Origin of the sequence: Mucilaginibacter sp. OK268 (assembly GCF_900103125.1) — a bacterium.
Classification (GTDB): Bacteria; Bacteroidota; Bacteroidia; order Sphingobacteriales; family Sphingobacteriaceae; genus Mucilaginibacter.
Map to the genome: position 1 here is coordinate 212,075 of NZ_FNJV01000011.1, position 22,924 is coordinate 234,998.

Below are 22,924 nucleotides of genomic sequence, written 5' to 3' on the forward strand. Positions count from 1 at the left end.
GGAATAAGGTGAAAGCCGAAAGGTAAAAGCCCCATGTCATTGCGAGCGTAGCGCGGCAATCGCGAACTATGCATAACCAATTGTAAGGTTCGCGATTGCTTCGTTCCTCGCAATGACATATTTTAATAAATTAATACTACCATGGGACAAACATTATTTGATAAGATTTGGGATGCACACGTCGTCAGTAGCAACGAGGGCTTTCCTGATATTTTATACATCGATACACATTTCATACACGAAGTAACCAGTCCGCAGGCATTTGATGGCTTGCGTACCAGAGGCTTACCGGTTTTCAGGCCCAAACAAACTGTGGCCACTGCCGATCATAACGTTCCTACAATTGATCAGCACCTTCCCATTAAAGAAGAACTTTCTCGCTACCAGGTTGATATGCTCACCAAAAACTGTAAGGAATTTGGCATTGAGCTGTACGGCTTAGGTCACCCTTTCCAGGGTATAGTACACGTGATAGGGCCCGAGCTGGGCATTACACGTCCGGGTGGCACTTATGTTTGCGGCGATAGTCATACATCAACACATGGCGCCTTTGGTGCCATAGCGTTCGGTATAGGCACCTCACAGGTGGAGCAGGTAATGGCAACACAATGTTTGCTGCAATCGCGCCCTAAAAGGATGAAGATTGAAGTGAACGGCAAGCTGCAAAATGGTGTTGGTGCTAAAGATATTATCCTGTACATCATTGCACAGATCTCTGCCGCAGGCGGAACAGGTTATGCGGTAGAATACGCCGGCGATACCATCCGCTCATTAAGTATGGAAGGTCGTATGACCATCTGCAATATGAGTATTGAAATGGGTGCACGTTGTGGACTGATAGCTCCCGACGAAACAACTATTGAATACGTAAAAGGCCGCGAATTTGCCCCTAAAGGCGAAGAGTGGGATAAAGCAGTAGCTTACTGGAAAACTTTATACTCTGATGCTGATGCATCTTTTGATGAAGTATTATCCTTTAAAGCCGAAGACATTGAGCCAATGATCACCTACGGAACAAACCCCGGTATGGGCATTGGCGTTACACAACACGTTCCTGAAACTGCTTCGTTTGAAGCCAAAGAGCAGGGATCATACAAAAAAGCCCTGGAATACATGGGTCTGCATGACGATGAGCAGTTATTGGGCAAACCTATCGACTATGTGTTCATCGGCAGCTGTACCAACTCACGCATTGAAGACCTGCGCCAGGTAGCCGAGTTTGTAAAAGGTAAACACAAGGCAGATAATGTTACCGTATGGGTAGTTCCCGGATCAAAACAGGTACAGGAACAAGCCATCCGCGAGGGACTGGATAAAATATTTGACGCGGCTGGTTTCCCACTTCGCGAACCGGGATGCAGCGCGTGCCTGGGCATGAACGAAGATAAAATACCGGCAGGCAAATATTGCGTATCTACCTCCAACCGTAATTTCGAAGGCAGACAGGGGCCAAATTCCCGCACCTTCCTGGCCAGCCCGCTAACCGCAGCGGCATCGGCCATTACGGGTGTGGTAACGGATATACGGGAGTTTTTGAAAGAAAAAGAATTGGTAGGTTAACTATAAAAACCATGTCATTGCGAGGAGGAACGACGAAGCAATCTCATCGCGTTCAATCTGCAACCGACGAGATTGCCACGCTATCGCTCGCAATGACATAAAAAGAAATAAATGATACTTGAAGTCGCTATATTAAATGTGATCCCTGGTGAGGAAAATGCTTTTGAAAAAGCTTTCTCCCAGGCCCAAAATATCATATCCAAAATGGCAGGTTATATTAGTCATCAGTTAAAGGGCTGTATTGAGCATTCAAGCCGCTATATATTACTGGTTGAATGGAAAACATTAGCTGATCATACCGAGGGCTTCAGGCAATCAAAAGAATACCAGGAATGGAGGAGGTTATTACATCATTTTTATGATCCTTTTCCGGTTGTTGAACATTATAAAGATATTGAGTTATAGACAAAACAGTCTCATATCTCACATCTAACATCTCATATCTAAAAGTATGGCAACTAAAATATTTAAACATATACAAACCAGCGTGGTGCCTCTGCCTATCGAAAATATCGATACGGATCAGATCATCCCCGCCAGGTTTTTGAAAGCCACCACCCGCGAAGGATTTGGCAACAACTTATTCCGCGACTGGCGTTTTGACGGCGATGATAATCCGAAACCGGATTTTGTGCTCAACAACCCAAACTTCAGTGGTAAAATACTGGTTGCAGGCAAAAATTTCGGCTGCGGCAGTAGTCGCGAGCATGCTGCCTGGGCCATTGCCGATTATGGCTTTGACGCCGTAGTAAGCAGCTTTTTTGCCGATATATTTAAAGGCAACGCCTTAAACAATGGTCTGCTCCCGGTACAGGTAAGCGACGATTTTTTAAAGAAGATCTTCGAGGCCGTTTATGCCGATGAGCATGCTGTAGTGGAAATTGACCTGGTTGATCAGTTCATTAAAATTGTAGCCACAGGCGAACAGGAAACATTTGAGGTTAATCCCTACAAAAAAGCATGTATGACCAACGGCTATGATGATATTGACTACATCCTGAGTAAGAAGGAACTGATAAAGGAGTTTGAAGAATCTAAATAACTAGAAGTCATCCTGAACTTGTTTCAGGATCCCTCAGGACATGCCGGCATGCTTAGCAGCCTGTTATTTCAAATGAGATGCCGAAACAAGTTCGGCATGACATACATAAAAAGAACTAAATGGCACTTAAAAAACATATATTAGTAATACCCGGTGATGGTATCGGTACCGAAGTAACAACCTGGGGTAAAGCTGTACTGGAAGCAATTGGTCAAAAATTTGGCCATGAATTTACCTTCGACGAAGCCCTGATGGGTCACGCGGGTATTGAAGCAACCGGCAATCCACTGCCCGACGAAACTTTAGCTAAAGCAAAAGCCAGCGACGCCATTTTATTTGGTGCTATTGGTCACATTAAATATGATAATGACCCTTCGGCCAAAGTACGTCCTGAACAAGGTTTATTGAAAATACGTAAAGAGCTTGGGTTATATGCTAACCTGCGTCCTATCATGCTATTTGATGAACTGCTGGATGCATCGAGCCTGAAACCCGAAATATTGAAAGGGACTGACATCCTTTTCTTCCGGGAACTGACCGGTGATGTTTATTTCGGCGAGAAAAAACGCAGTGAAGACCGTAATACCGCGTCGGATCTGATGATCTATTCACGCTATGAAGTAGAGCGTATTGCCATCAAAGCTTATGAAGCAGCCCGTGTTCGTGGCAAAAGATTATGCTCTGTTGATAAGGCCAATGTATTGGAGTCTTCACGCCTATGGCGCGAGGTTGTTCAGGAGATAGCCAAGCAATACCCTGATGTTGAAACCGAGCACATGTTCATTGATAATGCAGCCATGCAGCTGGTTAAAAATCCTAAAAAGTTTGATGTGGTATTAACCGCCAATCTTTTTGGTGATATTTTAACCGATGAGGCATCGCAAATAGCGGGTTCGATGGGTATGCTGGCATCGGCATCTATTGGTGATGGAACAGGTTTCTTTGAGCCTATCCACGGTTCGGCACATGATATTGCCGGGCAGGACAAAGCCAATCCGCTGGCTTCTATATTATCAGTAGCCCTAATGCTGGAGATCAGCTTCGGATTAAAAGAAGAAGCAAAACTGATCACATCGGCTATCGATAAAGCGCTTAAACAAGGTTACCGCACCGGCGACATTGCCGATGCCAATACCGACAAAAGCAAAATTTTAGGCACTAAGGCCATGGGCCAAAAAGTGTTGGAATACTTATAGACCCCACCCAACCCTCCCCAAAGGAGAGGGCTTATAGTAGTGGAGTTATAACTTTTAAAATAAAAAGTCTCCCCCCTCGGGGGAGATTTAGAGGGGGTTAAATATGAAATGGAACGCTGATTTGTACGACCAAAAGCACGCCTTTGTATTTCAATACGGTGAGGATGTGCTGGAGTTACTGGATGTTAAACCCGGCGAATATATACTGGATCTGGGTTGCGGCACCGGCCATTTAACACAGCAAATTAAAGATAAAGGAGCCCGTGTAAAAGGCACAGACTTCTCGCCGGAGATGATTGAGCAGGCAAGGGCAAAGTACCCGGAAGTTGATTTCGCGGTAGAGAACGCTGCTGACTTTTTTACGGACGAAAAATATGACGCCGTATTTTCAAACGCGGCCCTGCACTGGGTGCTTGATGCCAATGGTGCTGCCCGCAGTGTGTATAACAGTTTAAAACATGGCGGTCGTTTTGTAGCAGAAATGGGCGGTAAAGGTAATGTGGCCCGCTTAATTGAGGCAACTCAACTGGTACTACAAAACCATGGCTACCATGTACAGGCCGATACTAAGATCTGGTATTTTCCATCCGTAGGCGAATATGCTACTAAGCTGGAAGAACATGGCTTCAGGGTAACCTACGCGGTTCATTACGACCGTAAAACACCGCTACAGGATGGCGATGAAGGTGTAGCAAAATGGGTTACCATGTTTGGCGCGCAATACCTGGAGAATATCCCTGAAGAGGAGAAAGCGGAGATATTAAAAGAAATCACCCACAAACTGGAACCCTACTACAACGAAAACGGCCAATGGTATGCCGATTATAAAAGGCTGCGGTTTGTGGCGATAAAGGAATAGATATGAGACGTGAGATTTGAGACTTTTCATCTTTCAAATTACACACAACAAGTAAATAAATAAAGAATTAACCGATGATAGGTACGAGTCTCAAATCTCATATCTAACATCTCAAATCTAAAAAAGATATGTTACACGATCCCAACCGCGTTTATGTTTTTGATACTACGCTTCGCGATGGCGAGCAGGTACCGGGTTGCCAGTTAACAACCCCCGAAAAAATTGAGATAGCAAAAGAACTGGAGCTGCTGGGCGTGGATATTATTGAAGCAGGTTTCCCGGTTTCAAGTCCGGGCGATTTCAACAGTGTTGTTGAAATTTCAAAAGCTGTAAAAGAACCTACTGTTTGCGCCTTAACCCGCGCCAACAAAGGCGATATTGACGCTGCTATCGAATCGTTAAAATACGCCAAACGGCCGCGTATCCACACGGGTATTGGTTCGTCTGATATGCATATCAAGCATAAATTCAACAGTACCCGCGAAGAAATTCTGGAGCGTGCTGTGGAAGCTGTAAAATATGCCAAACGTGCCGTAGAAGATATTGAGTTTTACGCCGAAGATGCCGGCAGGGCCGATGTAGAATACCTGGCCAAAATGGTTGAGGCTGTAATTGCCGCAGGTGCTACCGTAGTGAACATTCCGGATACCAACGGTTACTGCCTGCCTGATCAATATGGCGCCAAAATCAAGTTCCTGAAAGAGAATGTTAAAAATATCGACAAAGCCATTATTTCGGTGCATTGCCATAACGACCTGGGTTTGGCCACAGCTAACTCTATCGCCGGTTTGCAGAATGGTGCACGCCAGATAGAAGGTACCATCAACGGCATTGGCGAGCGTGCAGGTAATACTTCTATTGAGGAAGTCGTCATGATTCTGAAAACACATCAGGTGCTGGGTTTACATACACAGATAGACTCTAAAAGATTTTATGAGCTTAGCCAAATGATCCGTACACAAATGCGTATGCCGGTACAACCTAATAAAGCTATTGTAGGCGCCAACGCGTTCGCGCACAGTTCTGGTATACACCAGGATGGCTTTTTGAAAATGCGCGAAAATTATGAGATCATTCGCCCGGAGGATGTAGGTTTCCCAAGCGCAAGTATCGTACTAACCGCTCGCAGCGGCAGGCACGCACTTAAGTTCCATCTGGAGCGCCTGGGCATCAACCTAAGCAAAGAAGAACTGGCCGAAGCTTATAACAACTTTTTAACCCTTGCAGATGCTAAATTAGACATCAACGATAATGATCTGTTGAGCCTGGTAGCGCACAAGCTGGTAAAAAACTAATAATGGAAACTGATACGAAGAACCAGCTGGATTTTGAAGCCGCGCATGAACGCCTGAAAGGCGTAGTTAAGCGCACTCCGCTGGAATATAATGCCGGCCTTTCGGCAAAATACGAATGTGAGGTTTACCTCAAACGTGAAGACTTACAAGTTGTGCGCTCTTACAAATTGCGTGGCGCGTACAACATGATCAGTCAGCTAAGCGCCGAAGAGTTGAGTCGTGGTGTAGTTTGCGCCAGTGCGGGTAACCATGCGCAGGGTGTGGCATTCAGCTGCAATGCCTTAGGAACTAAGGGTGTAATTTTTATGCCTGAGATAACCCCAAAACAAAAAATTACCCAAACAGAAATGCATGGGCACGGCAACATCGAGATCGTTTTAACAGGCGATACTTTTGACGATTGCCTGCGCGAAGCATTAATCTATACAGAAGCCAATCAGATGACCTTCATCCCACCATTTGATCATTATCGCATTATTGAGGGCCAGGGAACTGTAGGTTTAGAAATACTGGAAGATCTGCCAGATCTGGAAGCCGTAATTATGCCCATCGGTGGTGGCGGTATGGCAGCTGGTACAAGCAGCTATTTAAGGCAGCACGTTCCTGGAGTTTACCTGATAGGGGTTGAGCCGGAAGGTGCACCATCTATGCTGAAAGCTTTTGAACATGGTGAACCGATCACACTACCGGAGATAGATCGTTTTGTTGATGGTGCAGCGGTAAAACGTGTAGGTACTTTAACCTATGAGATTTGCCGCGAGTTACTGGACGAAATGCTGTTGGTACCCGAAGGAAAAGTTTGTACCACCATACTCAAACTATATAACGAAGATGCCATTGTGGTTGAACCCGCAGGTGCTTTATCTGTTGCAGTGCTTGATGCTTGCAAGGACAAAATAAAAGGCAAAAAGGTAGTTTGTATAGTGAGCGGTGGCAATAATGATATCGCCCGTATGCAGGAGATCAAAGAGAAATCCTTACTGTATGAAGGTCTTAAACATTACTTCATTGTACGCTTTCCGCAGCGTCCGGGTGCTTTAAAGTTGTTTGTGACTAACGTATTAGGTCCGCATGATGATATTACCCGTTTTGAATTCATCAAGAAAAACGATAAAGAGAATGGCCCTGCCCTGGTAGGTATCGAGCTTCAATCAGCTGAAGATTATCCAGCTTTGTTAAAACGCATGTTAACCCATCGCTTTAATGTTATCGAGCTCAATAAGGATCGTACCTTGTTTGAGTACCTGGTGTAAAAAAATATCCATTTACAAAATATCAGCCCTGGCTTCACTGAAAGCCAGGGCTTTTTTATTTCCTCCAATAAACCTTTGTATAATATTAAGGTCTTACGCTAGATATTACTTGTATTATAATAATAAAAGCAACCTTATTATCTTATTTTCGCACCAAATTTCTACATGAAAAAATCTACATTTCTTTATTCCCTTCTCCTTTTATCCGCATTTACCTCTTGTCAAAAAGACCATCCCGTTAAAGTAGATACTACCGGAAACAAGCCTCCTGTAATTGCTGCTGTGCACGATTCGGTTTCGTATACGGTTGATGGTAAAACATACATGGCTAATTCTTATAGTGCTTACAGTTCAGGCACCGAACAGGTTAATCAAAAAGTTATTTTTCCTGACAGCAAGAACTTATCCAATTATGAATTGGTTGGTAATCCCGATTCTGTATTATATTTCCAGCGAAATACGATTTCATCTGATGGTGCGAGCCTTCAGGTACTCTTTTTAAAAAAATACCCTAAATGGCATAAAAACGATGGTATAATTTACTTCCCGGCATTAAAAGACCTGCTTACGCAATTTACCATCGGCAAATATCCATATGCAGAAGATTTTGAGCGGGAAAACTCAGAGAATGGTATAGCCATGGTTATTTCGGCCAATGGCAGAAGTTATGCATCTTATTCTCCTTTTGATTTGAGCAGACCAACCCAACTCAAACCTGGGTTTCAAAAAAATTCCACATTTGAGATCATCAGTTTTACCCGGGTTACATCCGGCGGCTACAACCTTGAAGCCAAGTTCAGTGCAGTTGTAGTGGATGGATTTACAGAGGAACAGAAAAAATTAGAAAACGGCTATTTACGCTTGTATTTCACGCCATTTGTAGCAGCTGAATAATAAAGAAACCGAAGAATGTCATTCAACTTCAGAGTCCCCGGATTTAACACTTAGGAACGCCCCCTCTATCATGTCATTGCGAGCGATAGCGTGGCAATCTCATAGCTATTTTTTACCAATAAGAACGCGAGGAGATTGCTTCGTGCCTCGCAATGACATATTTTTTATAAAAAATGGCAAATTAGCCCTATTTATGGTTGGTTTTAATACTCCAACCACTTCCCTACCCTTACCGCAACTTTATCGCCCTCAGCATATTTCCCAGGCTCTTCATTCACTATGCGTAATGAAACACCCTTCTGTTCCAGTATCAGGTCTTCATAAAAACCTTTAAAAAGCACCTGTTTTACAGTCCAGCCTTTATTGGGTGTGATCACCTTTGTTTTGATCCATTCCGGATATATAACAGCGTGTTCTTTTTTAATATCCACTCCACAAAGTTTGGCTTCGGGGGCTGTAAGTACATTGCAATTGCTCAGTAATTGCGCGGTATACAGATTCTTTGGCGACTGGTATAAAGTTTTAGGATGTCCATGCTCGATGATCTCTCCATTTTGCAGCACGATCAATTCATCAGCCATAGAGAGCACTTCGGCCGGGTCATGCGATACCATGATCACTGTAAGTCCGGTTTCTTTTACTATCTGCCTGATATCGCGCTGCAAGCCTTCCCGGAATGAAGTATCTACCTGGTTAAATGGTTCATCCAGCAACAAAACCTGCGGACGGGTAATAATAGCCCGTGCAATGGCTACACGCTGCTTTTCACCACCGCTCAGATCAGCCACACGCCTTTCGGCCATGTGTAACATGTTCAATTGCTTGAGTACCTGCTCTGTTTTTTGTTGTTTGGCGGCCAGGTCGGTTGCAGGCAGCATAGCGGCTACGTTATCCCACACTTTGGCAAACAGATTCAGATCGTCGGTATGCTGGGTAACCATTTTCATGGCATCATGCCCTGGGATCAGTTTTTCTTCGGGCCCCCAAATACGGTCGCCTTTAAATTGTACCTCCCCGGTATCAGGTGATAATAAGCCATAAAGCAGTTTCAGTAAAGTACTTTTCCCGCTGCCGCTTTCACCAATAATAGCCGTTATTTTACCGGGCTGCACCACCATGTTGGTTGGTTTTACACCCGAAAGTTGTTTACCAGGATATATTTTACTTACCGCAATAGCCTGCAAAAAAGGAGTATCTGACATGAAAGGCAAAGATACAAAATTGTCTGAATCACAGTTTCTGTCCGAACCATGATTTACCGGATTAACGGATTAACATGATTTTTTTGACATGATCTTATCAAGGTAATCCCTAAATCAGATGAATCATGGTTCAGACTAAAAACCCAATGTTAACCCAAACGAGAAATTCCTCAATCCGTTTTGTGCAGGGCTGTTCTCAAACATATCGCTAAAGTAATATTTGGCATAAATACCCATCAGGCCATAACCTACACGTACAAAGGCACCTTTGCGCAATTTGGTAAAATGATAGTCGTCATTAAATTTCTGTTTGCCGTTCTCTTCGCTTATTTGTTTTACACGGCCATTCAGCAATACGCCAATTTCGGGGCCGGCAACTACACGGAAGTAATTGCCTCTTTCATCCTCATGGCTACGGTAGTAAAACGACAGCGGAATCCGCAAATAACTTGACGAAAAGCGGTTCTTGCTATAATGGATATCATCCTCGGTATAAGTTAAAACCGGGGTGTTCCGTTGTATGGTGATATCCCTGCGTAAGCGGATCAATGTCCAGTCGAACCCACCCGAAACGTATATTTTAAAGGCACTGTTAAAACGATAGCCAAACTGTACCACATCGAACCCAAAATTGCTGGTTTTCCATTGACGGTAACTCAAAAACTGGTTATTGGGTGATAAGGTAAAGCTACCATGATCAATCAGCGTAGCCAAACCCAAATCGATACGGGAAAACGTTACCCCGAACGAAAAGCCCGGCGCCTTGTGCACATGATAGGCGGTATCCGGTTGGTTGACCGAAACAGCCGGCGCGTCATCCCCCACACCTAATTTTACCCGCACTCGTTTCCTATGAACGCTATCAACGGAAGTATGAGTTGAATCGGAAGTGGTTTGCGCAAAGCTTGTGCTTACTACAATGCATATGATGATGGTAAAAATTAAGCGTTTCATATATAATGGTAAATATATTATTTTTCTTTCTTCACTTTAATAATACCCAGGTTAATGCCGGTAATAGTAGCGTCATCCTCGTCGGTATTGGAAAATTCAATAAATTTGTCCTTGCGCTTATCCACTGCTGCTATCACCACGTTAAACACATCGCCCATACTACGGATACGATGTTTTTTAACCGGGGCTTTAACTGGTTTTATAGTCAAAGCTGCCAGCTGCGATTTGCTCTCCAACAAACTCAGGTCATGTATCGCTGGTTTTACTGATATTTCGTCTCCCGTATGATCAGGTATAACCGCGCTGGCCAAATCATCTCCACGGGATGTTAAAACAGCTTGTGGCTCATTATTTATCTTTGCCAATCCTTCTTGCTGTACTCTTAATTTTTTAGTCTTATCTGCCTTATTGTTCAGCCTTTCAAGCTTCACAGCCGCCAGATGGTTAGTTGGGGCTATAACTGCCTTGGTTACTTTTTTGTTTTGCTGTTGGTCAGCTAATACAACAGGAATTGTTTTAGTGACCGGAGATGTTTGTTTAACTATCCTGTTAGCTAATGGATCCTGCTTGTTTACCCTAACCTGTTTTGGCATAAACAGCACACCTATAGTAAGCGCTAAAACAATACCTGCCGCGATACTCCAAAAAGACACCAGCGATCTTTTGCGTTTGCCGGCATCCAGCTCAGCGGCTATGCCTGTCCATACATGGGCCGATGGCTGCATTTCCAATTCATCAAGCGACGACCGGAACAGTTCATCTAATTCATTACCCTGCATATCCATAACTTTTACCCTCCATTTTTGCAATTTGTTCTTTTAATATAGTCCGCGCTCTTGATAGTTGTGATTTGGAAGCCCCTTCGCTGATACCCATCATCTCCGCTATTTCTTTGTGCGAATAGCCTTCCAGCGCATAAAGGTTAAATACCATGCGATAGCCCGGCGCCAGCTGCTGTATCAGGCCCAACAATACCTGTGCATCTAAATTTGATGCTGCCAGTGGGTTTACCGATAGCTCATTTCCCACATCATCCGTATTAAGCACCTGCAGCATTTTATGATGTTTACGATAATATTCAATAGAGCTGTGCACCATAATGCACCTTACCCAGCCTTCAAATGAACCGTCGCCCCGAAAGTCTGCTGCTTTTTGAAACACCCTGATAAATCCGTTCTGCAGCATATCCTCGGCTTCCATCCTGTCGGTAGCATAACGCATGCACACCGCCAGCATTTTGGCCGCGAATTGTTTATATAACAACTCCTGTGCTTTGCGTTCGCCCGCTTTGCAGCGGTCTATCAATTGTTGAATGGTAAATTGGGGTTCCAAAAACATCATTTATAGCATTAAGATGTAATGCCTTGGTAATTGGTTGCATGGTATCGAAAATATATTTATAGTATATTTTTTAACCTCCTTTAAACTATCTTTAATTTATAATGAAAAGATCACTTATCACATTAGCATTTATTATATGCTGCCTTCAATTGCTTGCCCAACCTGCCGAATATTATACCCTGCTTAAACCCGACCGCGTTTTCGACGGCGAACAGATGCACCCGGGCTGGTGGGTGCTGGTAAAAGGCAATCATATTGAAGCGGTGGGTGATGCTTCGCAGATAAAAGCTCCGGAAGGTGCCCGTATCATCGAGTTGAAGGGCACTACCCTGATGCCCGGTCTGATCGAAGGACATTCGCACCTTTTCCTGCATCCCTATAACGAAACCAGCTGGAACGAGCAGGTACTCACCGAAAGCAGGGCCGAACGCATAGCCCGGGCAACCGTAAACGCCTGGGAAACCCTCATAGCAGGTTTTACCACTGTACGCGACCTGGGTACTGAAGGCGCTGCCTATGATGATGTAGGTTTAAAAACAGCCATCAATAAGCATGTGATATCCGGCCCGCGCATGTTGGTGGCTACCCGTGCCATTGTGGCTACAGGCAGCTACGGTCCTAAAAATGAGGTACCCGAAAATATGATTACCAAAGGGGCTGAGGAATCCGACGGAGTGGATGGTATTACCCATGCGGTGCGGTCACAAATTGGGCATGGTGCCGATCTGGTTAAAATATATGTAGATTATCGCTGGGGACCGAATGAAACACCCGCACCTACTTTTACCGAAGATGAATTGAAAGTAGCCGTACAGGTTGCTAAAAGCAGCGGACGTATGGTTGCCGTACACTCAGGTACAGAAGAAGGGATGCGCCGGGCCATCGCCGCTAGCGTTACCACTATTGAGCATGGCGACGGCGGTACACCGGAGCTATTTAAATTAATGAAAGAGAAAGGCATAGCGTTATGCCCAACATTGGCTGCTACCGAGGCTATAGCCAGTTATAAAGGCTGGAGAAAAGATATTGATCCGCAAACGACCGGCATCAAGCAAAAACATTACATATTTACCGAGGCTATGAAAGCCGGTGTAATCATTTGTATGGGCGGCGATGTAGGCGTGTTCCCGCATGGTGATAATTCCCGCGAAATGATACTGATGGCGGAGTACGGCATGAAACCGATCGACGTTTTGCGTTCTGCTACTTCTGTAAATGCTTCGGTTTTTAAATTGAGCAACCTGGGTAATATTAAAGCGGGCTACTTAGCCGATATGGTTGCGGTAACCGGTAACCCGGTTGAGGATATGAAGGTTTTAAAACAGGTAAAACTGGTGATGAAGGATGGGATTGTAGTGAAGGAATGATCTCAATCAAGGTCATGCCGAATTTATTTCGGCATCCCACAAGCAAGGTTTACAACGTACTGGTTAAATGTCCTGTGGGATGCTGAAACAAGTTCAGCATGACGAGGGGGATTTTATTGCTTCTTCATCCTGTAGCGCTTGTATATTTTCACGGCGATCATCAGGATCATGGCTAAGGCAACAAGGCCTACTACGCCAAAGATCCAGTTGAGAGCACTTTTAAGCACTACCAGGAAAACGATGGCAAACAGCAATAAAGTGGCCAGTTCATTCCACAAGCGTAACTGAGTCGATGTCCACTTAAATACGCCATTGGCCATCTGCTTGATCTTATTCTGGCACATATGGTGATATACACCCAATACCACCACAAAAGTAAGCTTCAGGTGCATCCAGCCAAAATGAAGCCAGCCGGGTTGCATTATTAACATGGTAATACCAGCGGCCACAGTAAGGATCATGGAAGGAATGGTAATGATATTCCACAGCTTACGCTCCATAATGGTAAACTGATCTGATAATATCTTACGATCAGGCTCCGGTTTTTCCTGGGCCTCGGTATGGTAAATAAACAGGCGCACTATATAAAATAGCCCGGCCATATAACAAACCACAAAAATGATGTGTATGGCTTTAACGTAATTGTACATAGGTAGTTATATTTAATTACGGATTAACAAACACGAACTTAAGGGGAATTATTAAAATTTCCCTGATTCCATTTATCCATTAAGCAAATAGGTGATATTCGCCTATTACTGTTAGTTCCTGTACTCCTTAATCACCTCTACCGCGTACTTCACGTTATCAAACGGGATATCGGGCATAATACCATGACCAAGGTTAAAGATGAAACCATTCTCGTCCTTCATCCTATCGAACAGGCGGTAAATCCGTTCTTTGATCACCTTTTTATCGGCATATAAAATATGCGGATCGAGGTTACCCTGTACGGCAATACCTGCAGGTAAACGTTTTTTGATATCCAGCAGATCAACGTTCCAGTCAATCGAGATCACATCCGGTTTGGCTTCGGCCATCAACGGCGCAAATACCGAACTGCCTTTGCAGAAAGATATCACCGGGATATCCTTACGGTTCAGCTTGCTGATGATCTCGGCAATATAACGGTGACTAAATTCTTTATAATCATCCCAAGCCAGCGCTTGTGCCCAGCTGTCAAATATCTGCACAGCATTTACACCGGCAGCTATCTGCATGTTCAGGTAATCGGCGGTAACGGTAGCTATTTTTGATAACAGCTGATGAGCCAGTTCGGGCTCATTATGCAGCATCAGTTTGGTGAGTTTAAAATCTTTGGTCGATCCGCCTTCTACCAGGTAGCTCATTACGGTAAACGGGGCGCCGGCAAAACCAATAAGCGGGATACGGCCGTTTAAACGCTGTTGTATCACTTTAATAGCATCGGCAACATATTGCAGTTTATGCGTTACATCGGTTTGCAGGTTATCCACATCGGCCCGTGTACGTACCGGGTTGGCAAACTTGGGTCCAACGCCATTGGTAAAGCTCAGATCGCCACCCATGGCTTCGCCGGTAACCAATATGTCCGAAAACAGGATGGCTCCATCAATACCCAACAGATCAACCGGTAACATGGTAACATCAGCAGCCAGTTCTGGGGTTTTGCACATTTCCAGGAACGAATACTTGTTTTTGATATCCCAGTATTCTTTCATGAAACGACCAGCCTGGCGCATCATCCACACCGGCGGGCGTTCTGTTTTTTCGGAAAAAGCTGCTTTTATTAATAACGAATCTATCATATTTTTGGAAGAGGCAAGAAATAAGAGTCAAGAATCAAGATTTTGTTGCTTTGTATTTTGTCTTATGTCTTGATTCTTATCTCTTGCCTCTGTATTAGTGTTTTTTCAATTCCTGATGAAGGCGGTTAATTACCTCCTTCATTTTGGCTGTCATTTTATCTGTATGTTTTTCGGCTAATCCTAAATAAGCTTTGGCTTTATCAAAATTACCAAACCTGATGTTGAGATTAGCTACGGTAACCAACGCAGCCACGTGATCATTCAGCGTATGCAGCGGGTATTGTGCGGCCAGCTCATAATGCTGTTCAGCGGCTTCAAATTCCTGCCGCTGGATACAAACACCACCGTATATGTATTCATAAAACCCACGGCGCTTTTTGCTTAACCATTTGGGGTTACTGATCTCTTTTAACGATGCTTCGGTTTTTACATAGTCCTTGGCATGAAAATACTTGGCCGCTACTACCAGGGTACCTTGTTTAAAGTAATCCCAAATGAGCAGCAAGATCATCATTACCGCTACTGCTGCCAGTTCATAAATGCGCAGGTACAGTAACAGGCCTAACGATAACAGGAAAATAAATGCTATAAATAAACGTACCCTGTTACTGAACATTAATGCTGATTATCGGTAAACTTATAACCTACACCACGGATAGAGTGAAAATAAACCGGGTTTTTAGGATCTGGTTCAAAATACTTACGGAAGGTTAGGATAAAGTTATCAATGGTACGGGTGGATGGATATACATCATAGTTCCAAACCGTTTCCAGAATCTGTTCGCGCGATACAGCATCATTTCTGCGTTCAATAAGCAGTTTAAGCAGCATGGTTTCTTTTTTGGTAAGCGCGGTGATCGAGCCATCGGCATTTACTAGTTCAAAAGAGTTAAAATGGATGGTTTTATCACCAATTTTATAGCTGTTAAACTCTTTCAGATCCTCACCTTTCAGGCTGCGTTTTACCAGGTTGTTCACCCTTAAAATCAGCTCTTCCAGGTTAAATGGTTTAGTCAGATAATCATCGGCGCCTTTTTTAAGACCCGCTATTTTGTCCTCATTAGTGTTTTTAGCGGTTAAAAACATAATAGGCACTTCAGTATTTTCAAGCCTGATAGTTTCGGCTACAACAAAGCCGTCAATCTCGGGCATCATTACGTCTAATATCACCAGGTTAAAACGCTCTTCCTTAAACAACTGTAAAGCCTTTTTACCATTTTTAGCTGTAGAAACTTTATATCCTTCCAGCTCAAGGTTAAGTTTGATGGCTTCCAACAAATGTTCTTCGTCTTCAGCTAATAAAATTCTTTTCTTGTTAGGCATGTTATTTTTTTAAATTTAGGTTAATCCAAATACTACTTCAAAAACACTGCCCGCCGGACGGTTATCCCGTACTTTAATGCTGGCCTGGTGTTTATCAAGCACTTCTTTTACAATATAAAGCCCCAGTCCGGTACCCTTGGTATTACGGGTATCCTCGCTGCCTACACGGTAAAACTTATCGAAAATACGTGTTTTTTCGTTATCGGCTATACCAATGCCCTGGTCGGCCACTTCCAGGTAAACCTTATCGTCTTTAGAAAACAATTTTACCGCCACTGCCGAGCAGGGACTGGAATATTTAACCGCGTTCTCGATAAGGTTAGTTACCACCGATGTCAGCGCGAACTTATCGCCGGTGATCTCTATCTTGGGTTCTATTTCGGCATCAATGATCTGCTGATTGCAATCGCATTTGGTGATCTGCAAACGGTTCACAATACTATCCACCAAAACCGAAAGGTTAAAACTGTTTTTGGGGAAGGTGTATGACCGGTTATCGATTTTTGATGCCAGCAGCATATTCTCTACCATATCATCCAAGCGTTCCACATCCAGTAATGATTTGCTCACAAAATCAAGCAGCTGTTCTTTGGTTAAAGAGCGCTTCTGAATGGTTTGCAGCAATATTTTAATAGAGGCTAAAGGCGATTTAAGCTCATGCGTAACCGAAAGCAAAAAATTCCTTTTCTGCTCTTGCAGCTTACGCTCTTTGTTGATCGACGCGTGCAGGCTATAAGCCCCTACCACTAATATCAATATGAACATCGAGCCTTCGCCCAGGATCATCCCGATGCGTTGCGGCTGTAATTTCATCAGCATATACCCCCACCAAACCAGTTCGGAAACGGCGTATATGATGAGCGCATAGAAAATAATAAATGGCTTCTTCATTGTTATAACCCCCTCTAAATCTCCCCCGAAAGGGGAGACTTTATTTTATTTTTTAATACTAAATGACACCTTTCTTTAAAGCCCTCTCCTTTGGGAGGGTTTGGGTGGGGTGCTATTTTCCGTTAAATACCAGGTCAAGACTATCAAAGATAGCACGTTTAGCTTTCTCCAGGTCTATTTTTGTATGTGCCGATGATATAAAGCCCACTTCATAACCTGATGGCCCCAGGTAAATACCCCGGTTAATCAGTTCGCGGTGGAATTTCTTGAATTTTTCCATACTGGAGGCATCAATATCTTCGGCTTTACGAATATACTCTTTATCTGTAAAAGCAAACCAGAATATGGAGCCGATGCCAAACACCTTAAACTTATAGTTACGTGCTGTGGCAAAGCGTTGTACCGCATCGCGGAACTCCTCTGTCTTGTTGTTCAAATCGCGATAGAAACCCATTTTCAACAATTCGCTCAATTGGGCAATACCTGCGGCCATAGCCACCGGGTTGCCTGATAATGTACCAGCCTGATAGACCGGCCCTTCGGGCGATATATTAGCCATGATAGCTGCTGATGATCCGTAAGCGCCAACAGGCATACCCCCACCGATGATCTTACCATAGGTAATGATATCCGGCTTAATACCATAATGACCAGATGCACCTTCAAACCCGATCCTGAAGCCTGATATTACTTCATCAAATATCAGCAGGGTTCCGTTTTGGGTACATATATCACGCAAAAACTGCAGGTATTCTTTTTCCTGTAGCAGCAAACCATTGTTGGCCGGTATAGGCTCAATAATAATGGCGGCAATCTGGTCTTTAAAATCTTCAAAAGCTTTGGTTAAAGCTTCCTTATCGTTCAGGGATACAACGATGGTTTCGTCGGCAAAAGCTTTGGGAACACCTGCTGATGAGGTTTCGCCAAAAGTTACCAGTCCCGAACCCGCTTTTACCAGCAAGGCATCTACGTGACCATGATAACAGCCTTCGAACTTCAATATTTTGTCGCGTTTGGTATAACCGCGGGCCAGGCGAATAGCCGACATAACGGCCTCAGTACCGGAGCTTACAAAACGCAGTTTTTCAATCAGTTTATTATTTTTCAGGATCAGCTCAGCCAGTTCATTTTCCAAAGCGGTTGGCGCTCCGAACGACATGCCATTTTGCATTACTTCGGTCACTTTTTCCCTAACCTTCGTGTTGTTATGTCCTAAAATGAGCGGGCCCCATGAGCAGCAAAAATCCACAAATTCGTTACCATCGGCATCCCAGATATGGCTGCCATCGCCTTTTTGTATAAACAAAGGCGTACCATAAACAGATTTGAACGCCCTTACCGGTGAATTTACACCACCCGGAAAATAGGTTTTCGCTTTCGCGTATAACTCCGCAGACTTTTCCCTGCTGATATCAGGCTTGCCTGTAGTATTTAAAGGCTCATTAGCCTCACCCGAAAACATTTTCTTTATTGAATCTAACATGTTTCTTTTAATCTCTAAATGCTAATCTTTAAATTCTAAAACTCAAAGATCCATTATTGATAAACTCTAATTAATTTTTTTAGGATTTAGAAATTAGAGTTTAGAATTTCTTTTCTAAAGCCATTTATTCTCCAAAACCTCTTTGGCGTGATAGGTTAGTATCGCGGTAGCGCCTGCCCTGCGGATGCTGGTAAGCACCTCGGTAATGGCGCGCTGCTCATTCAACCAGCCTTTTTGTATGGCCGCTTTGATCATCGCGTATTCGCCGCTTACGTTGTAGGCCGCTACCGGCAATTCGGTATTATCTTTTATCAGTTTAATCACATCCAGGTAAGGCAATGCCGGTTTTACCATTAAAAAGTCGGCGCCTTCCAGTTCGTCCAAATTAGCCTCTATCAACGCTTCTCGTTGGTTGGCCGGGTTCATCTGGTATGTTTTTTTATCGCCAAACTTGGGAGCCGAATTTAAGGCATCCCTGAACGGGCCATAAAAAGCGCTGGCATACTTGGCTGAGTATGACATGATAGAAACGTTTGTAAAGCCGTTTTCGTCCAATACATTACGAATATATCCTACGCGACCGTCCATCATGTCAGACGGGGCGATGATATCAGCACCGCATTGGGCGTGGGCCAGGGCCATTTTGCCCAATACATCCAGCGTTTCGTCATTCAGGATCACACCATCTTTTACAATACCATCGTGGCCATCGCTGCTGTAGGGATCCATCGCTACATCGGTAACCACACAAGCCTCCGGGAAGTTCTTTTTAACTTCACGTATGGCCCGCAGGTACAAACTATCATCACGATAGCTTTCAGTAGCCAGAGGGTCTTTTAAAGAGTCCTCGATATTGGGGAACAGATCAAAAGAGTTTAATCCCAATTTCAGGCAGCTTTCAATTTCGCGCAGTAAATTATCAACAGAGTAGCGATAAATGCCGGGCATGGAAGCTACCTCTGTTTTTTGAAACGTACCATCCACAATAAACAGTGGGAATATCAGGTTAGCCGCGCTAACGTGTGTTTCCTGCACCATTTGGCGTATCACTTCACTTTTCCGGTTTCTACGTGGTCTTTGTAACATATTTTCAGTCCATGGACCATAGTCGATAGTCCATGGCTCTTTTCATCATCATTTAAAGTCTATGGACTATCGACCATCGACTATGGACTTGTTAAAGTCCAAACACAGCCTCGGCCAGCCCGACTTCGTCGGGTGAGTACGGCAGGGTATATTTTACACCCATTTCATCAAATTTTTTCCCGGTTGATTTACCAATGGCTACCACCTTTTGGTATGGATCCAACAGGTTATCGGCAAAATAAGCCTCTACGTTGGATGGACTGGTAAACACCATCACATTAGCGCCGCTGGTTTCTACTTCTTCTTCCAGTACGGTTTCATATACCGGCAGATCAATAATCTTGGTATCGGCAGATAATCCCTGCTGTATGCTCCTCATCGGACTTTCGGCACCAGGGAACAACACGATCTTGCCGTTTGCCAGCTTGGCAAATTCTTCGGCTACTTCGGCGGTATCGGTACCTTCGCCCACATAATCGGTAAAGTACCCTTTGCGGCGCAGCATCTCTTCGCTGCCGCTGCCCATTACGCCAAACTTTACCTTTTTAGGAAACAACGGGTTTAGCTGGAAAAAGTAATCCACCGCGTTTTTACTGGAGAAAAATACCCAGTCGATATTTTTTAATATATAGGAATCAAACTTGGTTATCACCGGTACAGTACGGATAAGCGAACGCGCTTCTACCTCGATACCTAAATGTTCCATCGCTTTCTTAAAGTAGCTATGCTCAGTCAGTTCGCGGGATATAAATACCTTCGATGGGTGTTTGCGGTCTTTAGCAAATTTAGCCACAACCTTTGCGGCCAGGCCTTCAGTAGTGGGCGACTCCAAAAATAATCTGTCTGGAAATTCATCCCCTTCATCAGCTTTAGAGGTAAATACCTGGAACATCCCTTCATCGCGCCTGCAATAACAGCCTAATGGCAGGTGACAGCCACCGCCAAACATTTTCAGTACAGTACGTTCCACAGCCAGTTCTTCGGCCACATCGGGGTGGTGCAGGGTTTGCAGTATATCAAAAACTTCCTGGTTGCTTTCGCGGATCTGGATAGCCAGTGCTCCCTGTGCCGGAGCGGGTATCAGCTCCACCGGGGTAATTTCCTCTACGTGAAACTCGCTCAGGTCTAAACCTAAACGCACTACCCCTGCTTTGGCTATCATAATAGCATCGTATTTTTCATCGCGCAGTTTGCCTATTCGGGTAGGCACGTTACCGCGCAGATCTTCTATCTCCAGGTCGGGGCGATGTGCCAACAGCTGTGCTTTGCGCCTGTTGGATGATGTACCCACAATAGCGCCGTATTTTACCGATAGCTTTTGATGCACATCCACACAATCTTTCAAGATCAACAACAGCTCAGAGGGGTCTTCCCTTTCTGAAACTGCTGCGATGATGAGTCCCGGAGGGTTTTCGGTTGGCAGGTCCTTGTGCGAGTGTACCGCGATATCAATGGTACCGGCCAATAATTCTTCTTCTAATTCCTTGGTGAAAAATCCTTTTCCTTCTAACTTATCAAAGCTCAGGTTTAGTATACGGTCGCCCTGGGTTTTTATGATCTTCAGTTCGGCATTTACGTTAATGGCTGCAAGGCTGTCTTTTACAAAATTAGCCTGCCATAGTGCCAATTCACTGCCGCGGGTTCCTATTATCAGTGTTCTGTCCAAAAGAATGATTTTTTACGGTGCAAATTTAATTTTTTATAGGCATGAATTTAACATTAATTCATGTTATGAAAGTAGGCTGACTAATAATTGTTAATTATTGAATTAATGACTTAGTGAATTAGTGTTTTTTTTCAAAAGATAAGCTGTCAAGGGCTTAGTAAATATGGGTATAAAGACATTAAACATTATCGGGCGTTGCCTTCGGCCCGGGCTATCCGCTCATACGCCTGCAGGCATTAGGCGTGGGGCCGGTATCCGCTGCTATCCCTAACGCGGTCAATGCGAACAGATAACCGCGGTTTCCCTGCACACCCGTAAATGACTAAAACGAATAACAAATACAAAACATAACATCCTTATATTTAGGTAGATGAAATCTACCTACGCCTGTTTTACGATCCTAATGTTTGCCCTGGTTTTTACCACATGTAAGAAGGACAAGCCGGTTAAAACGCCCGATCCCCCTGTTACACCTGTGACTCCTGTTACCCCAAAAGTCTTCAACCTGAAAAAGGTTTACCAAACCAACCTTGCCGAGGGGTACAAAAGCGATTCGATATTTTACACTTATGATGCCCAAAACAAACTCACTCACATTAGCCATACCGCTTACCAGTTCCCAGCCCAAACAAACGTTGATTTCACTTATAATGGCAATCATATCATTGCTGAAGTGTTTGACGACGGCCAAAATTACCAGTATACCGAAAACTATCATTACAACGCGCAGGGGCAGGTAACTTACATTGACCATATCAACAAATACGCCTACTTGCCCGTTGGCACCAAAGTACCCAATACCGAAATTGAGCATACGGATACCTTTACCTATGACGTCAACGGCAGAATCACCCTTATAGACAAGTATTACCTACCGCCCATAAATACCCATTATAAAACCACATATGAGTATGATGCGCAGGGATTACCGGCAAAATCAGTTATTTCCAGCAGTCAGGATACTTCAAACTACACCTACGTATTGTTCACAAAATTTACAGATAAGATTGATTTCAACGCCCAGGCGCTTTCTTATTTTCTCGACTTTAATATGCACCCCCTCGTGCTGGCACAATTGGGCAGGCTGCCCATATCAATGCGGCTGTATTATAGCAACGATAGCGTTTACCACGCGGGCTGGGAGTATGTTTTTACTGTCACCGAAACCAGGGTCGGCCATGTTCATTTAACAACCGTACCTACACCTAATCGGCCTTTCATTTTTGATTATGAACTGAGTTACTAAGCTTTTTAATTAATGATTTAGTGAATTATTGATTTTTCTCAAAAGGTAAGCTGGGGAAGAACGTATATTGTTTGAACCTTGATTTTTAGGATCACCAAGATTTCTTTTATTTTCCCTTTCCCCGTCAGCAGAACAGCTTCGGATGAAAGCGGGCAGAACAATGGTGGCCTGTGCGGCTGTAAGGGCATTAGCAAACCTTGCCGAAGCGTGAGAAATTGAGCGAACGAAGTGGAGGTAAGGTTTAGCAGCCCGTGGTTCTGGCTGCTTTGCAGGGTAATGGCCGGGAGCGCAAAGAAGCATTTCTGGTGACTTGATCTTTTGGTTACTTTTGTATCAAGACAAAAGTAACAGCCTTAGCGGCAATTGAGCGCTCTACGACTAAATGAGGAGATTGCCACGCTACGCTCCTTTAGATTAGCATAATTATTATATTGGACTATTTGATTGAGCAAGAAGCAGGGTAAACTAAGCTTCGCTCC

General features: G+C 44.0%; 22 protein-coding genes. 10 read left to right on the plus strand and 12 right to left on the minus strand.

The features are described 5' to 3' along the window. Positions 1-141 precede the first annotated feature (141 nt). From leuC to BLR84_RS26505, 8 genes are all read left to right on the plus strand, one after another. Entirely contained in the window at positions 142-1,560 is a 1,419-nt protein-coding gene (gene leuC / locus BLR84_RS26470) for a 3-isopropylmalate dehydratase large subunit (protein WP_090473269.1), read from the plus strand. A 111-nt stretch (positions 1,561-1,671) separates the two neighbouring features. Further along, the gene (locus BLR84_RS26475; RefSeq protein WP_090473270.1) at positions 1,672-1,965 is read left to right on the plus strand and encodes an antibiotic biosynthesis monooxygenase family protein; all 294 of its coding nucleotides are present in this window, start codon (positions 1,672-1,674) and stop codon (positions 1,963-1,965) included. A 46-nt stretch (positions 1,966-2,011) separates the two neighbouring features. Next, the gene (gene leuD / locus BLR84_RS26480; RefSeq protein WP_090473271.1) at positions 2,012-2,602 is read left to right on the plus strand and encodes a 3-isopropylmalate dehydratase small subunit; all 591 of its coding nucleotides are present in this window, start codon (positions 2,012-2,014) and stop codon (positions 2,600-2,602) included. 119 nt (positions 2,603-2,721) lie between these two features. Further along, positions 2,722-3,798, plus strand: coding sequence for a 3-isopropylmalate dehydrogenase (gene leuB / locus BLR84_RS26485; protein ID WP_090473272.1), 1,077 nt, complete (start codon positions 2,722-2,724; stop codon positions 3,796-3,798). Between the two features lie 103 nt (positions 3,799-3,901). Continuing rightward, entirely contained in the window at positions 3,902-4,657 is a 756-nt protein-coding gene (locus BLR84_RS26490) for a methyltransferase domain-containing protein (RefSeq protein ID WP_090473273.1), read from the plus strand. Positions 4,658-4,785: 128 nt separating this feature from the next. Next, positions 4,786-5,952, plus strand: a complete 1,167-nt coding sequence (locus BLR84_RS26495; RefSeq protein WP_090473274.1) for a 2-isopropylmalate synthase — start codon at positions 4,786-4,788, stop codon at positions 5,950-5,952. Between the two features lie 2 nt (positions 5,953-5,954). Continuing rightward, positions 5,955-7,205: a threonine ammonia-lyase IlvA gene (ilvA, locus tag BLR84_RS26500; protein ID WP_090473275.1), complete on the plus strand. Its 1,251-nt coding sequence runs from the start codon at positions 5,955-5,957 to the stop codon at positions 7,203-7,205. Between the two features lie 165 nt (positions 7,206-7,370). After that, complete coding sequence (locus BLR84_RS26505) at positions 7,371-8,099, plus strand: hypothetical protein (protein WP_090473276.1); 729 nt, start codon at positions 7,371-7,373, stop codon at positions 8,097-8,099. 203 nt (positions 8,100-8,302) lie between these two features. Here the strand turns inward: BLR84_RS26505 and BLR84_RS26510 are convergent, their stop codons facing one another. The 4 genes from BLR84_RS26510 to BLR84_RS26525 all read right to left on the minus strand — a co-directional run bounded on the left by BLR84_RS26510 (position 8,303) and on the right by BLR84_RS26525 (position 11,593). Further along, complete coding sequence (locus BLR84_RS26510) at positions 8,303-9,301, minus strand: ABC transporter ATP-binding protein (RefSeq protein ID WP_090473277.1); 999 nt, start codon at positions 9,299-9,301, stop codon at positions 8,303-8,305. A gap of 135 nt (positions 9,302-9,436) precedes the next feature. Next, a complete protein-coding gene (locus BLR84_RS26515; RefSeq protein ID WP_090473278.1) occupies positions 9,437-10,255 on the minus strand; it encodes an outer membrane beta-barrel protein in 819 nt (272 codons plus the stop codon). A gap of 17 nt (positions 10,256-10,272) precedes the next feature. Beyond that, positions 10,273-11,040 carry a hypothetical protein gene (locus BLR84_RS26520; protein ID WP_090473279.1) on the minus strand — a complete coding sequence of 256 codons (768 nt, stop codon included), beginning with the start codon at positions 11,038-11,040 and terminating at the stop codon, positions 10,273-10,275. Beyond that, positions 11,024-11,593 carry an RNA polymerase sigma factor gene (locus tag BLR84_RS26525; RefSeq protein ID WP_090473280.1) on the minus strand — a complete coding sequence of 190 codons (570 nt, stop codon included), beginning with the start codon at positions 11,591-11,593 and terminating at the stop codon, positions 11,024-11,026. Before BLR84_RS26525 ends, BLR84_RS26520 begins: the two co-directional genes overlap by 17 nt. A 104-nt stretch (positions 11,594-11,697) precedes the next feature. Here BLR84_RS26525 and BLR84_RS26530 point away from each other — a divergent pair, with 104 nt between their 5' ends. Then, positions 11,698-12,963: a metal-dependent hydrolase family protein gene (locus BLR84_RS26530; protein ID WP_090473281.1), complete on the plus strand. Its 1,266-nt coding sequence runs from the start codon at positions 11,698-11,700 to the stop codon at positions 12,961-12,963. A gap of 113 nt (positions 12,964-13,076) precedes the next feature. Here the strand turns inward: BLR84_RS26530 and BLR84_RS26535 are convergent, their stop codons facing one another. The 8 genes from BLR84_RS26535 to hemC all read right to left on the minus strand — a co-directional run bounded on the left by BLR84_RS26535 (position 13,077) and on the right by hemC (position 21,199). Then, on the minus strand, positions 13,077-13,613 hold the full coding sequence (locus BLR84_RS26535; RefSeq protein ID WP_090473282.1) for a CopD family protein: 537 nt from the start codon (positions 13,611-13,613) through the stop codon (positions 13,077-13,079). 111 nt (positions 13,614-13,724) lie between these two features. Then, positions 13,725-14,750, minus strand: coding sequence for a uroporphyrinogen decarboxylase (hemE, locus tag BLR84_RS26540; RefSeq protein ID WP_090473283.1), 1,026 nt, complete (start codon positions 14,748-14,750; stop codon positions 13,725-13,727). Between the two features lie 94 nt (positions 14,751-14,844). Further along, positions 14,845-15,366: a hypothetical protein gene (locus BLR84_RS26545; RefSeq protein ID WP_090473284.1), complete on the minus strand. Its 522-nt coding sequence runs from the start codon at positions 15,364-15,366 to the stop codon at positions 14,845-14,847. Then, positions 15,366-16,073, minus strand: coding sequence for a response regulator transcription factor (locus tag BLR84_RS26550; RefSeq protein ID WP_090473285.1), 708 nt, complete (start codon positions 16,071-16,073; stop codon positions 15,366-15,368). The genes BLR84_RS26545 and BLR84_RS26550 overlap by 1 nt, the downstream gene beginning before the upstream one ends. 15 nt (positions 16,074-16,088) lie before the next feature. After that, positions 16,089-16,964: a sensor histidine kinase gene (locus BLR84_RS26555; RefSeq protein ID WP_090473286.1), complete on the minus strand. Its 876-nt coding sequence runs from the start codon at positions 16,962-16,964 to the stop codon at positions 16,089-16,091. 112 nt (positions 16,965-17,076) lie between these two features. Further along, a complete protein-coding gene (gene hemL / locus BLR84_RS26560) occupies positions 17,077-18,447 on the minus strand; it encodes a glutamate-1-semialdehyde 2,1-aminomutase (RefSeq protein ID WP_090473287.1) in 1,371 nt (456 codons plus the stop codon). A gap of 114 nt (positions 18,448-18,561) precedes the next feature. Further along, positions 18,562-19,533: a porphobilinogen synthase gene (gene hemB, locus BLR84_RS26565; RefSeq protein WP_090473288.1), complete on the minus strand. Its 972-nt coding sequence runs from the start codon at positions 19,531-19,533 to the stop codon at positions 18,562-18,564. 91 nt (positions 19,534-19,624) lie between these two features. Then, on the minus strand, positions 19,625-21,199 hold the full coding sequence (hemC, locus tag BLR84_RS26570) for a hydroxymethylbilane synthase (RefSeq protein WP_090473289.1): 1,575 nt from the start codon (positions 21,197-21,199) through the stop codon (positions 19,625-19,627). Between the two features lie 370 nt (positions 21,200-21,569). Between hemC and BLR84_RS26575 the strand changes: the two genes are divergently transcribed. Next, positions 21,570-22,445 (plus strand): hypothetical protein, encoded by an 876-nt coding sequence (locus BLR84_RS26575; protein ID WP_143014004.1) that lies wholly within the window; start codon positions 21,570-21,572, stop codon positions 22,443-22,445. The last annotated feature ends 479 nt before the right edge of the window (positions 22,446-22,924 follow it).

Coding starts and splice junctions, on each gene's coding strand:
- leuC (WP_090473269.1), top strand. CDS start 142: ATGGGACAAACATTATTTGATAAGATTTGGGATGCACACGTCGTCAGT.
- BLR84_RS26475 (WP_090473270.1), top strand. CDS start 1,672: ATGATACTTGAAGTCGCTATATTAAATGTGATCCCTGGTGAGGAAAAT.
- leuD (WP_090473271.1), top strand. CDS start 2,012: ATGGCAACTAAAATATTTAAACATATACAAACCAGCGTGGTGCCTCTG.
- leuB (WP_090473272.1), top strand. CDS start 2,722: ATGGCACTTAAAAAACATATATTAGTAATACCCGGTGATGGTATCGGT.
- BLR84_RS26490 (WP_090473273.1), top strand. CDS start 3,902: ATGAAATGGAACGCTGATTTGTACGACCAAAAGCACGCCTTTGTATTT.
- BLR84_RS26495 (WP_090473274.1), top strand. CDS start 4,786: ATGTTACACGATCCCAACCGCGTTTATGTTTTTGATACTACGCTTCGC.
- ilvA (WP_090473275.1), top strand. CDS start 5,955: ATGGAAACTGATACGAAGAACCAGCTGGATTTTGAAGCCGCGCATGAA.
- BLR84_RS26505 (WP_090473276.1), top strand. CDS start 7,371: ATGAAAAAATCTACATTTCTTTATTCCCTTCTCCTTTTATCCGCATTT.
- BLR84_RS26510 (WP_090473277.1), bottom strand. CDS start 9,301: ATGTCAGATACTCCTTTTTTGCAGGCTATTGCGGTAAGTAAAATATAT.
- BLR84_RS26515 (WP_090473278.1), bottom strand. CDS start 10,255: ATGAAACGCTTAATTTTTACCATCATCATATGCATTGTAGTAAGCACA.
- BLR84_RS26520 (WP_090473279.1), bottom strand. CDS start 11,040: ATGGATATGCAGGGTAATGAATTAGATGAACTGTTCCGGTCGTCGCTT.
- BLR84_RS26525 (WP_090473280.1), bottom strand. CDS start 11,593: ATGTTTTTGGAACCCCAATTTACCATTCAACAATTGATAGACCGCTGC.
- BLR84_RS26530 (WP_090473281.1), top strand. CDS start 11,698: ATGAAAAGATCACTTATCACATTAGCATTTATTATATGCTGCCTTCAA.
- BLR84_RS26535 (WP_090473282.1), bottom strand. CDS start 13,613: ATGTACAATTACGTTAAAGCCATACACATCATTTTTGTGGTTTGTTAT.
- hemE (WP_090473283.1), bottom strand. CDS start 14,750: ATGATAGATTCGTTATTAATAAAAGCAGCTTTTTCCGAAAAAACAGAA.
- BLR84_RS26545 (WP_090473284.1), bottom strand. CDS start 15,366: ATGTTCAGTAACAGGGTACGTTTATTTATAGCATTTATTTTCCTGTTA.
- BLR84_RS26550 (WP_090473285.1), bottom strand. CDS start 16,073: ATGCCTAACAAGAAAAGAATTTTATTAGCTGAAGACGAAGAACATTTG.
- BLR84_RS26555 (WP_090473286.1), bottom strand. CDS start 16,964: ATGAAGAAGCCATTTATTATTTTCTATGCGCTCATCATATACGCCGTT.
- hemL (WP_090473287.1), bottom strand. CDS start 18,447: ATGTTAGATTCAATAAAGAAAATGTTTTCGGGTGAGGCTAATGAGCCT.
- hemB (WP_090473288.1), bottom strand. CDS start 19,533: ATGTTACAAAGACCACGTAGAAACCGGAAAAGTGAAGTGATACGCCAA.
- BLR84_RS26575 (WP_143014004.1), top strand. CDS start 21,570: ATGAAATCTACCTACGCCTGTTTTACGATCCTAATGTTTGCCCTGGTT.